Annotated in this window: 2 protein-coding genes (1 of these 2 running past the window's edge); both read left to right on the forward strand. The window is 62.4% G+C overall.

All coding sequences use genetic code 11. The features are described 5' to 3' along the window. The gene (locus Thiowin_RS23045) at nt 1-867 is read left to right on the forward strand and encodes an efflux RND transporter periplasmic adaptor subunit (RefSeq protein WP_328985309.1); all 867 of its coding nucleotides are present in this window, start codon (nt 1-3) and stop codon (nt 865-867) included. Continuing rightward, a protein-coding gene (locus Thiowin_RS23050) for a hypothetical protein (protein ID WP_328985310.1) crosses the window boundary here: on the forward strand, nt 864-13778 show its 5' end (the start). Its footprint extends 23334 nt past the window's final position; 12915 of the gene's 36249 nt are visible here — the first part of the coding sequence; the start codon lies at nt 864-866; the stop codon falls past the right edge of the window. Before Thiowin_RS23045 ends, Thiowin_RS23050 begins: the two co-directional genes overlap by 4 nt.

Below are 13778 nucleotides of genomic sequence, written 5' to 3' on the forward strand. Positions count from 1 at the left end.
ATGCACCCACAACCAGCGCCAAGCCTGACAACAACCGCCCTGATGTGTGCCGCCATCGTCGTGCTCGGCGCACAGCCGTTGGCGGCGGACCCGCGGCCCGAGGGCATTTCCGGCTTCACCGAGGCGCAGCAGGATCTTCAGCTTGGGCTTTCGGAGTCCGGTCGCGTCGCGCTCATCAGCGCGCGCGAAGGCGACAGCGTCAAGGCGGGGGATCTCATTCTTAGCCTCGATATCGCGCTGATCCGCCTGGATCTGGAGCAACGCCGCCTCAAGCTGGAGTTTCTCGCCGACCTGCAGCTGGCCGAACGCCGCCTGGCAATGCTTAGCGACAAACTCCAGCGTGGGCGTCGCCTACGCCAAAGCGACAACGCCATCAGCCGCGATGAACTCGAGCAGATCATCCTGGAGCACGCCCAGGCCGAGGCCGACCTGGCCCGGCTGCGGGCGCAAAAAGAGCAGGAGCGCCTGGAATTGGCCCTGGCCGAAGAACACATCAACCGGCGCGAACTGCGCGCTGGTTTCGACGGCATCCTGGTGCGACTGGCCAAGGCCGAAGGGGAAAGCGTGCAGCCCCATGAACCACTGGCGCGGCTGGTGGATGCCAGCGCCGGGCGCTTTATTGGCAATGCCGAGTTCCGCCAGGTCGCGTTCCTGAAGCCGGGACAGCGGGTGAGGCTGGACTTACTCCTCGACGGCGCGCACCAAACCCGCGAGGGGGTCGTCAGTTTTCTGTCCCCGGTGATGGATACCGCCAGTGGGCTGATTGAAGTGAAGGCCGAGTTCGACAACCGGGAAAACCCGGTTCAGCTCGGAGGACCGGCAATCCTGTTGCCGGTGGTCTCGCTCGACAATGAGGTGGTGGAATGAAACAACAGTCGCGGCAAATGATCGGCCAGTCATGGCGGCTGGAAAAGCTCGAGAAACGCATTCTGCTCTCCGCCAACCTGCCCATCGACGCCGGTCAACAAGAGGCGCCCGGGCCGGACGCGGGCGGCGAGACCGCCACGGCGGAAGTCATCCAGGTCAGCGATCAGGAGGTGACCAGCGTCAGCGACCTGCAATCCTACGAGGCCGTGCCCGCTGAGCCCCTGGTCGATCTTGCTGTCGACCTGGATCCCGTCGTCTCCGTGGATCTAGAGCCCAGTGTGTTCGCTGGCCCGGAGCCCGGCGCCGAGCAGGAGCAGGAGCAGGAGCAAGAACCCGATGTTGCCGAGCTGGAAGAATCCGGCGTTGCCGAGGAACCGCAACTCAATGCCTCCGAGAACCTGGAGACCAGCGTCTCGAACGTTCTGGAACCGACTCTCATCTCGGTGGACCTGAACGCTGGCTTGGCACAGGATTTTGCCGAAACCTCTGCCGAAGAGCACGACCTTGGAGCAACCGACAATCTGCACCTGACCCCGGACAGTCCGCTGCTGGTTGAGGATGTGCTCATCATCGACGGTGATGAGGTGCTCAGCGGCACGGGTACGGTTTTTGGCGATGTGGTCAACCAGAGTCTGGTCAGCCCGGGCAACTCGCCGGGTGAGCAGACCATAGAGGGCGATTTCACCCAGGAAGCCACTGGCACTACTTGGATTGAGCTGGGCGGAACAACGCCCGGCACAGGCTATGACCAGCTGAATATCACCGGCTCCGCCACTCTGGCCGGCAGCCTGCACCTGGTCTCCTGGGATGGCTTTGCTCCTGAAGCTGGGCAGAGCTTTGATATTCTCACCTGGGGTAGCTACAGCGGCCAGTTCGACGAGATCACCGGCCTCTACATGGCCGATGGTGTCTATCTGGCGCCGACCTATAGCGCCACTGGCCTGACCCTCACCGCCGAGGCCGACACCCCTGCGACCACGGGTCCCAATCTCGAAACGGCACTGCTCACCAGCCTGGCCGATGACATCCAGGCCCTTAATGACCAACTGGGCATCAGCGTCGATGAGGACCCCGACAGCCCCACCTTTGGTGAGCTGAGCTACGGTGGCCCCCTGGCCGAGATACTGCCCGGCCTGGGTACCAGCCTGGCCGATCTGCTCGACTACGGCGCTATCTTTGATCTCTACAGCCACATCCAGAGCTATGCCGATACCCCTGGCGAGCTGAATCTGGAGACGCTGGCTGATTACCTGAATCAAGAGTGGATCACGCCTCTGGGTGCAACCCCGTTGCGCCTGGAGGATACCGCCTCGGGCACCGCCCTGGTATTCGATCACAGCTTTGCCAGCAGCCAAAGCCTGACTCTGGATCTGGGCGAGCCCCTGCGTGACTTTGGCCTGAGCCTGGATGCCGATCTGGAAGTGACCGTCGAGGTGCTCAGCCATGTCGGCTTCAGCCTGAACCTCAGCGATGACCTGAGCCGCTTCGATTTCAACCTGGATGATCTGTCCTTCTCCGTGCTGGCCGATGCCGAACTGCCGGTGCTCGACGCCAACTTCGGCCCCCTGGCGGTGAGCCTAGGCAAGGATGGGGCGGACAAGGCCCATCTGAATCTGGAGTTGGCCGGCCGGATTGACCTCAGCAATGGCGCCTTTGCCCTGAATCCGACCGAGGACAGCGTGGCCCTCAATCTCCCGGTCTATGCCGAGCTGGCTGGCGTTGATCTGTCCGCCCTGGGTGCCCAGACGCCTAGCCTGCGGGTTGAAGGCAGTCCCCTGAGTTCAACCGCTGACTTCAGCTTCACCGCGAACCACTTTGATGCCCTGAGCGACTTCCCCGAGCTGTCCGTCGCCGATCTGATCCTGCTGTTCCCGACCCTGATCGATACCCTGGACAGCATCCGCGCCCAGGAGGAACTGGTCAGCGCCATTCCCTTTGCCGATGCCAGCCTGTCCACCCTGGTGGATCTGGGTACGGCCTTCAAGACCGCGATCTACGACGAGATTGACTTCACAGGGGTCAAGACCCTGCAGGATTTCGTCACGGCGGTGAACAGCTCCGGCATCCTGGGCGCTTTTGAAATCAGCTACGATGAGCTCACCCAAAAATTCGTTCTGCCCCTTGCCTTCAGCCATGATCTGGCGGCGCTGACGGCGGACATCAACTTTGACCTGGCGGCCACCGACGGCCTGTCATTGGACACCAGCGCCCAGGGCAACCTGAGCAGCGCCATCACCGGCAGCCTGGATCTGTTCTTCGACCTCGACGGCGCCACCGGCAGCGAAGGCCTGATGCTGGGCATCGAGGATCTCCAGTTCTCGGCCGATGTAGTTTTGAGCGCGATGGATCTGGAAGTGGCCGCCACCCTTGGCTTCATGGGGGCGCGACTGGGTGGCGTGGGTTCCGGCTCCAGTATCCAGGCCACCAATCGGGTGGAAGTAGCCTTGGGCGATGCGGGCAGCAGCTACAGCCTGGCCCAGCTGGCTTCGGGCGCGGCCCTGGCTGATCTCTCGTTTGATCTCAGCGGTGATGCTTCCGCCAGCCTCAAGAACCTGACCCTCGACCCCGGATTTGGCGCCGACCTGGCCCTGCCTGGAACGCCCGAGATCGCCATCCATGTGCAGGATGCCTTCAACAGCGGCAGCCTGGTGCGAGTGGATCAAGACCCAACCCTGGCCTTTGATCTGGAAGCCTTTATCACTGCGGGAAGTGCAGCAGCCAACGACATCGTGCTCGTTTTGCCCGAGCTGGGCGATGATTTCAACTTCCAGGATCTGTCCTTCGACCAGATCCTCGATAGCATCCAGATGGGCGTGGCCTTCCTGCAGGATTCCCTGGCCCAGCACGACTTCTATACAGCCGTCCTGCCCATCCTCAATTTCTCCCTGGCCGACAGCCTGAGCTTCATTGATGACTTCGCCGAGTCCTTGCAGCAGGCCAAGAACAACCCCACCGGCACTATCCAGGAGGCAGAAGGCATTTTCGAGCGCGCTCTGGGCCTGAGTGATGAGCAGTTCGCCCTGAGTTTTGCCGACAATGTGCTGCGGGTGGATCTGGAACTGGAACAGATTTTGTCCCAGATGGTCAACTTCAACCTGGATATGGCCGACATCGAGAAGCTGGCCGGCGCCGCCATCCCCGGTCTGTCCGACATCCCGCTGCTGAGCGATGCCCTGGGTGCCGGCGCGGCGGCCAATATCCTGTTCGAGGCCCTGTTCGGCCTGCAGGTCAGCGCCGGGGTGGATATCAGCGATCTCCACAACCCCGAACTGTTCCTGTTCGATTACGACCTGGCGGAGCAAACCGGCACCGCCGCCACCCTGGGCCTGCGCGTGGCCGGCAGCGATCTGGGCATGGGCTTCAACATCGGCCCACTATCTCTGGGCGTGGAAGGCGGCACGGCGGTGATCGATGGCGATGGCGATATCAACACGATGGATTTCGCTACCCTGACCATCGCCTTGGACCAGATGAACTCCACCGAGGTCATCACCCTCGACATGCTCAAGGCAGCGATCCTGCCGGTCATCTCCAGTCTGCATGAAGCAGCCCAGGATGAAGCGGCAAGCGCCATTCATGGCGAGCTTGGCTGGTTCATGCAAATGTTCTGGAGCGAAGAGGACATCAAGCAAAAGCTGGTTGGTTTGGAGGCCGAAGGTGGCCTTGGACTGGCCTTGGACGATCAGGTCGCCACCGCCCTGGCTGGTCTGCTGCAAAGCCTGCTGCCGCCGGACGATGGCCGCTACCACTTCGACGAAGACATCACCTTCAACATCAACCCCATGGTCGAAGGCGATTTCTCCATCGACCTGCCGCTGTTCATGGATTTCCAGGGCATCACCCTGGATATCCCCGATATCAACATCGACCTGCTGCCCGATTTCGATTTCGGCGACCTGGTGTTTGGCCTCAACCTGCCCGATTTCAGCAACCTCATCGACTTCCAGCTGCCGGATTTCCCCAGCCTGTTCACAGACATCGGCTTCAGCTTCAGCCTCGATCTGATGCTGCAAAACTTCTGGGCCATCATCGACGGCCTGGATTTCGCCCTGGGCTCGATCCAGGATCTCTTCTTCGATCTCATCGATATCGAGCTGCCTTTCATCGGCGATATCCTGCCTGACTTCATGGGCTTCTTCGCCGATCTGCGCCTGGACCTGCTGGGCGACCTGAGCCTGGAATTGGCCATGAACGGCGATGTGGTCTCCGTCATGCGCACGGTGTATCACGAAGCCTTCGGCGAATCCGGCCTGGGCATCTTGCAGGATTCCACCGGTGATGGCCTGATCAACATCGACGATGTGCTGGTCAACTGGTACAAGAAAGACGGCGCCTGGATGGAGGCATGGACCGGCGGCAACACCCTGGCCGGCGCCGATGCCGTGCAGTTCGACATGCTGCTGGGCGGCACGGTTCTGGGTGCGGGCATCGACATCCCGCTGGATATCGACCTGCCTGGCTTTGCTTTCAACATCGACGGCGGCCTCGGCCTGGCCATCGACTGGGCCTTTGACTTCGGCATGGGCATCAGCGGCAGCGATGGTCTCTACCTGGTCACCCGCGCCGATGATGCGCCTGAGTTCGTGGTGGATGTGGATTTCTACCTGGACGGCAATACTGATACCCGCGCCCTCGATCCCTTCGCCGCCGATGCCACCCTGGCCTTTTTCACCGCCCACCTCATCGACAAGGGCACCGAGCACGGCGCCAGCGGCCTGTTTGGCCAGTTCAGCCTGGATATTGTCGGCGACGAACGAAACCGCCTGACCATGCTCAACATGGCCGCCAAGCCGGCCAGCCAGAACTTTGTCACCGACTTTGCCGTGGATGGCGAGTTCAACCTGGGCATGGAGCTGGAGGTGGAAGGCGTCTCGGTCCTGCCCAAACTGGTGGGCGACCTGCTGATCGACTGGGATTACTCCCTCAGCGCCGGCCTGTCCGACCCGGCTATCCAGATCCAGAATCTGGGCCTGGATGTGGGCTCCCTGGTGGATGACTTCCTGCTGCCCATCATCGAGAACATCGAAGGCACCCTCTCACCCCTGCGGCCGGTGGTGGATGCCCTCTACCAGGATGTGGGCCTGGGCGTGATCGGCATCGACCATGTCATGGACCTGATCGACACCCTGATGCAGTTGCAGGGCAAGCCGGCGATCAACTGGGCCTTCATCGACGCCGCCAAGCAGATGTTCGATATGTCCGACACCGTGCGCGCCTGGTCGGCCATGGGCGGCATCATTTATCTCGGCAACCTGCAAAACCTGGGTACCCTGGATGTGGGCGCCGTCAGCCTGCCGGATATCAGCCTGCCGTCGGATTTCAGCCTCCAGGTGGAGCAACTGGAGCAGAGCGCCTCCGGCAGCGCCGGCACCAGCAGCGTGGCCCGCTCCGGCTTCCGCGTGCTGGAATACATCACCGACATCTCCACCTGGATGAATGTGCTTACCGGACAGGACGCCACCCTGTTCACCTACGAGATGCCCCTGCTGACGGCGGCGGCCAGCTTCAATGTGCCTATCTTTGGTCTCAAGATCGGCCCGGCCCAGCTCGGCATCATGGCCACCGGCAGCGTCAGCCTGGCGGCGGATTTTGCCTTTGGCTACGACACCTACGGGATTCGTAAATCCATCGAAACCGGCGATCCGGTCTATGTGTTCGATGGCTTCTATGTCTCCGATGTGACCCTGCCGACCTTCCGTGATGGTTCCATCGTGCCCGGCACCGGCGGTCAGGAAAAGCCCGAACTCATGTTCGACCTCAATGTCGGCATTGAGGCCGGGCTCAACGCCGGCATCATCAAGGCGGGCCTGGGCGGAGGTATCGAGTTTTTTGTTGACTTCGACCTGCAAGACATCGCCACCTCCAGCCTGACCAAGGATGCCAATGGCTACATCACCGCGGTGAGCATGGAGACTGACGGCAAGATCCGCATGTCGGAAATTGTCACCATGTATGAGTATCAGGGTGGCGGCTTCGCCAACCTGTTCAACATCGACGGCGGCGCCGAGGTCTATGCCAATGCCTATGTGGACCTGAAACTGCCCTGGCCGGTGGGTACCGTCACCCTGTTCGATGCCGATCTGTTCCGTACCGAGTTGTTCAGCTTCGACTACAACGCCCCCTTCGTCAGCCCGACCCTGGCCGAGCTGCAGGGCTCCACCCTCTACATCAACGCCGGCGTGGATGCCCACAAGCGTGAATACTTCAATACCCAGGACGGCGACGAACAGTTTTATCTTTACGGCTCCGGCGGCACCGTCGGGGTCGAGTTCGATGGCTGGTATCAGGAATTTACTGGCGTTACTCATGTGGTGGTCACCGACATGGGCGCCGGCAACGACCTGCTGGATGCCTCGCGCCTGTCCGATGTAACGGTTTGGGCCGATGGCGGCAGCGGTAACGACACCCTGATGCTCGGCAGTGCCGGCGGCACCCTCTATGGCGGCGCGGGCGATGACATCTTGCATGGCCATTCAGGCAAGGATTTCCTCTACGGCGACGCCGGTGATGACAAGCTCTACGGCTACGCCGGTGATGATGTGCTCGACGGCGGCGCGGGCAATGACCACCTCTTTGGCGGTGATGGCGATGACCGCCTGACCGGCGGCAGTGGTGATGATTACCTGGATGGCGGCCTCGGCGCCGATACCTTCGTATTCGCCAGTGGCTTCGGCCTGGACCGCTTCAGCGACATCGGCGGCGACACCCGCCTCGACTTCTCCGCCTTCGACAGCGCCATGGCCCTGAATGTCAGCCGCTCTGGCGTGACCGCCTCGTCCCTCTTCGGCGATGAGGTGCGCACCGGCGCGGCCCGGGTTACCGAGATCATCCTCGGTAGCGGCGATGATCAGGTGCGGGTCAACAGCTTTGCCGACTATGCCGTCACCATCAGCGACACCGGCGGCAACGACGACTACCGGGTCAAGCTGGACAAGGCCGATGCCGCCCTGCCCACCGGCACCCTCAACATCATCGACCAGTCTGGCAGCTTTGATGAGCTGATCGTCGAGCAGAATTTCCTTGCTAGCCCAGTGCAACTGGCCGAGGGCCAGGTGCTCAATGGCCGCGAGATCATCAACTACAACAGCGGCGTCGAGCGCCTGACCCTGACCGGCGCGGCCGCCAGCTACGACGCCAACGCCATCCGCCTGTTCGGCGGCGCGGTCAGCTTGACCAGCAAGGATGCCGCCGCTACTGCGGACCTGGGCGCGGTCAGCCTGCGGGTGATTGCCGATCGGATTGACTACGATGTTGCGGTCAAGGCCGGGAATTTCATTCTGGATTCTTACCAAAGCCTGGATATCGGCCACCAACTCACCGCCATCAACAACGGCTACATCGACCTGCGCAGCTACGGCGATGCTGCCGACATTCTGCTCAATGCCGACCTGCGCGTCTCCGCCGGCGATACCGAAAATGGCGACGGCAGCGGCTGGTTGCGCCTGACCAGCGCCAACGGTGCCATTCGCAATCCCGGCAATGCCATGATCCTGGCCTCGGGCTCGACCCTGCAACTGCGCGCCCACGAAAGTATCGGCAGCCTCGCCAACCCGCTGCTGACCACGGTGGCGCGCCTGACTGCAGCCACATCCACCAGCGGCAGCGGCGATATCGTCGTCACCGAGACCGATGACCTCATCATCGAAACCCAGGCCAGCCTCATCGACGCCGAAAACAGCGGCTTTGTCGTCACCCCGGCCAATGGCGAGAACTGGTGGGAGAATGTCACCACTTGGGACAACGCTGTCTCGGCGGATTGGCTGGATCTGATCCAGACCCGCAGGCCGGGCTTCATGGGTCGTGATGACTTCGGCATCGAGATCGGCAACGGTGATCTCCATTTGACCTTGCTGGCACAGGACGCCCTGCTCACCCTGGCATCCGGCGACATTCACGCCCTGGCCAGTGGCGCCAATATCACCCTGACCACCGATGACCTGGATTTCACCTCCGGCGAAGACCAAATCATCGCCAGCGGCGATCTGCGCATCCAGGCCAACCAACTGGTATGGCACTATCTGCTGGGCGGCGCTGCCGAGGTCACCGCATCCGAGGCGGAAATCGACCGCGCCTTCCATCTGACAGCCATGGCCATGGGTATGCGCGACTTTGCCGCCCTGGCCGATGGCTTCAACTCCATCACCATCGGACGGCGCGATGCCGGTAACACCATGGTCATCGGCGATATTTTCGACATCAGCGCCATCAAGATGACCGGGGCTGATCCCGCCGACCCCAGTGATGACCTGCCACGCAGCGCCAATGCCGAGCTGACCGACCGCACTCTTTTCCTGTCCGACGACCTGCAGGTGAAAGGCGATGTGCGCGCCTCCGGCAATATTCTGGAGTTGGAGGCGCAGACCCTCTCCATCGGCGCCAAGAACACCCATAATCCGCTGGGCCTGCCCGATTCCGGCCTGGCCGCCGACACCCTCATCATCCGGGCCGACGACCAGCTGCATATCGGTGGCTGGGTGCTGGCCGATAGGCTGGTGGACATCGAGGTTACCGCCACCACCGGCGTCAATCCCACTGACACGGACCAATATGTCACTCCGCCCAATGCGGTGACCAGTTTGCTGACCGATCTGACCAGCCGTATCGAGTCTCTGGATGCCGGCAGCGAGATTCGTATCGACCTCAGCCACGGCGCCCAACTAGGTGGCTGGATCGAAGCCCATGGCGCCAACTCCCTCATCGACATCCAGGCCGGCGGCGATGTGCTGCTGAATGAAGGCGCCAGCCTGGTGGCGCGGGATGCCGAGGCGCTGATCTCCGTCACCACCCAGGGCCTGCTGGCCATCAACGCCGGCTCTGCGGTCAGCGCCGGTATCGCCTACAACCTGGTGGACGATGTACCTGTGCCCTATGTCACCGGCGCGGGGGCGGATATTGTCCTCTCCTCAGTCAATGAGATGCTCATCTCCGGCGCTGTTGGCACTGCCGATGGTCTGAGCATCAGCTCCGGCAGTGCCAGCCGTGACAACGAGGCGTTTGGCGATCCTGCAGACGACAGCTACCTGCCGCAATACGCCATCTACAACAAAACCGCCTATTTCAATTTGTTGCCAACGGATCATTACCTCAGGGTCCACGCCGGCCAGTACGGCCTGCTCATTGGCGGCACCATCGTCTCCCTCGGCGAGAACACCGAGCTTCTGCTTTCATCAACGGATGATCTGATCCTGCGCGGCAATGTCAGCGCCACCGGCAGCGGCTCCAGCATCGCCATCCAGTCCGACATCTGGACCTATCTGGAGGGCAATATCCTGGCCGATGCGGGTATCCGCATCGCCGGCGGTATGGCGCTGGACGGCACGGATTTGAACGGCGCCGATGCCTATGGCAGCAGCGTCCATGTGCATGGCACCTCGACAGTCCGCACTACCGGGGCCGATGCGGATATCCTGGTGCGCGGCAGTCAGGATGTGGACCTGTTCGGCGTGCTGGTGGCCGGCGGCATCATCGGTGAAAACGGCGTCACCTGGACCGGCGTCGGCGCCGATCTGAGCGTGACGGCGGGCTCCCAGTTGCTGGTGGACACCGGTCTGCTGGCCGCCGGCAATGTGACCGCTCAGGGTGGCACGGCCAATGCGGGTGACAATGATCTGAGCCTGCTGTTTACCACCGCCGGCGGCGCCACCGCCCGAGGGCTGGACGGCATCGGCGGCAACCTAAGCCTCGCTGCCGACGGCAACATGGAGATGATGGGTACGCTGCTGGCCGGTGGCTCCCTGGTGCAGACCTTTGACGCCGACGGCAATCTGCTCAACCAGAGCGTCGATTGGTCCGGCACCCTGGGCACGACGAGCATCAACACCCTGGGCCAGGCATTCATCGGCGGCAACACGGTCAACAGCCAGGGGCAGCCGACGGTCACCGGCGGCTACATCTACTCCGCCAGTGATGTCAGCATCAGCGGCGGCGCCAGCGCCGACGGCAACGGCGTCATCATCCAGGGTGCCTCCGAGGTGGTGGTGAACCGCGCCGATGGTCATATCCAGGTGAATGCCACCCAGGATGCCCTGATCGAAGGCCTGCTGCTGGCCGGCGGCGAGATCATCCAGATTCGGGATGCCGAGGGCACCTATCAGGGCCGCGACATCCGTACATTCGGTGGCGCCTCCACCCTGACCATTAGTGCCGAGGATCAGATTCGCATTGGCGTGGGGCTGGCCGCCGGTCAGTCCATCAACCTCATTGGCGGCGATGATTCCTCCGGCACCAGCATCATCCTCTACGGCTCGGCCATGCTGGAAACCTGGATGGAGAACTCCAGCATCAACCTCAACGGACCGGGCCGGATAGACATCCTGGCGCCCGGCCACACCAATGAGATCCTGGCACAGGGCTGGCCGGTCAATGCCGCCGGCAAGCTGACCCAGGATGTGACCCTGGATATGCTTATCGATCAGGTCAGCCATAAGATTTCTGCCTCGGTGACCCTGACCGTCGCAGACACGGCTGATAACAGCAGCCTCAACGACCTGCTGACCGATCTGCAAGCGGCACTGGAAGGCGCCATCTGGCTGGTGTCCGCCGCCAATGAGGCATCGCCTTTTAGCAATGGCGAGACCTACAACGACTTTGCCGATGGCCCCGACCTGCAAATCAAACTGCGCGATGGCCGTCTGAATGTCACCGGCCCCTACAGCTTCAGCCTCCTGGACAGCTCCGTCAATGCCGATCAGCTTGGTCTGAGTCTCGTCGGCGGCAGCCTGGAATCTGGCCTCTATTACGCCATCGACGCCCGCGCCGCCGGCAGTGTGGTCAACATCGGCGCGCCGGACGGCCCCAATGCCAAGCTCTACATCGCCGGCAAGGTCATCGCCGACAGCGCCATCAACCTCCATAGCGGCGTTTCCCCTGACGGCAAGGACATCGAACTGGATGCCACCGGCGTGCTGGAGACCCTCAACGGCTCCATTGCCTTCGATGCCGGGGTCAATGGCCTGATCGTCGGCGACATCATCGCCGGTGGTATCGGCTCGGATGTCATCATCAACTCCGCCACCTCCCTGACCATTCAGGGCCGTATCAGCGCCTATGATGATGTCATCCTCAGTGCCGGCACGGTCGAACAGGCCAATGCCCTGAGCCTGAAGATCGACAACACCGCACGCATTTTCTCTTTCGGCGGTGGCGGCAGCCTCAGCCTCAGCGGCGCCAACGAGGTGGTCATCGACGGGGTGGTGGGCACCGATTCCACGGCTCTGGCCGGGCTGGAGATCAGCTCCACCTTTGGCACGGTGACAGTGACCAAAGAGTCCGGCTGGATCAGCGCCGATGCGCCCCTGACCCTTCGTGGTGTCAATATTGACATGGCCGGCGTGCTGGAAAACAGCGCCCTGGATGGCGCGGGCATCGAGGTGTTGCTGGATGCCAGCGACACCCTCAGCGTGCGCGGCAGCATGACCGTCGCCGGCGACCTGCGCCTGAATGCCGGCACTTGGGTTGAAATCTATGATGCCGCCATCGCGGTCACGGGCGCCGATGCCACTCTGGAGGTCTTCTCCGAGGGTGATATCCTCACCTCTGCGATGGCTCTAGCCGAAAACCATGCGGCTCTGGATGACGGCCAGTCCTACCACCAGGGCGCCACCATCCAGGGCACCGGGCTGGTGCACTTTAGCGCCGCCAATCTGCTGGAAATCGGCTACGCCACCCTCATCGGCAGCAACGCCGCTGGCAGCCGGATTCTGCTGGAAGCCGACACTGCCCGCATCCTCGGTGATGTGCTGGCCGGGGCCGATGTGGCCAGCGGCGCGGCGGTCTGGACCGTCAACAACGCCACCCTGGATGTCGATCTAACCAACCAACTGGTCATGGGCGGCGACGCCTTTGTCATCGACGGCAGTACCACCAGTCTGCTAAAAGTAGGCGGCACTCTGCGCTCCACCGGCGATCTGTCCATCAGCGTTACCGGCGGCAGCAACCCCGTCTCCATCAGCCAGAACAGCCTGAGCGCCATCATTGCCGATTCCACCGGCGGCGGCGCCCTGACGCCAGCCGTTGCGCCGAGCGACATTAGCATCCAGGCCGATCAGGGGATAAACCTCTACGGCTATGTGCAAGCGGATCAAACTGGAGCCGAGGTCAGCATTCAGACAAATGATGCCCTGCTCATTGATGGCATCATCGAATCCGGTAGCCGTCTGGTGCTGGCTGCCGACAGCGTCCTGGTTCAGCCCATGCAGTATGAAAGGGATGGTACCGGCCTCTGGTTCCTCGATGAGGACGGCCGCCTGATGGACGCCCAGGGCAACCTGGTGGATGTGAACGGCGACTATGTGGATGAGAATGGCCTTGCCTCTGCCGAGCCAGTCAGCGGCGGTCAGCCGGTGCGCCTCTCTGGCGGTATTCTCAACACCCAAGCCGGCGGCAGTATTCAGATCAGCGCAGTCAACGGCATTCATCTCAACGGCCAGGTGGGCAAGCCTATCATCGTTGGCGATACGGTCAGCGTCAATGTGGATGAAATCCAGGTCAGCTCCAGCTTCGGCGCCATTGGCGTGGCCGGGCTGGTTCAGGCCAATCAACTGATTCGCTTGGTCGCGCCCAACATCCATGTCACCTCCGGCGGCACGGTCAAGACCCGGGGCGAGAGTGCCAGCATTCGCCTGGATGCCAGCGGCAATGTTCTGGTCGCCGGCAATACCGGTCAAGGGGATGCGGAAGTCACCACCAGCGGCTTGCTGCACATCAGCGGCGGCAATCTGCAACTGGACGGCTCGGTCAATGCCTATGGCGATGCCGACTCGCGCCTGCTTATCAACGCCGGCACCAGCCTGACTGTCACCGGCGTGCTGACCTCGACAGGGGTGGCCGATATCCGCGGCGGCGTCGATCTGAGCCAGGACGACGCCGTGCTGGAGGCGGCCAGCGTCGCCGGTGCCGACCTCGATCCGGCG

Source organism: Thiorhodovibrio winogradskyi, assembly GCF_036208045.1.
GTDB lineage: Bacteria > Pseudomonadota > Gammaproteobacteria > Chromatiales > Chromatiaceae > Thiorhodovibrio > Thiorhodovibrio winogradskyi.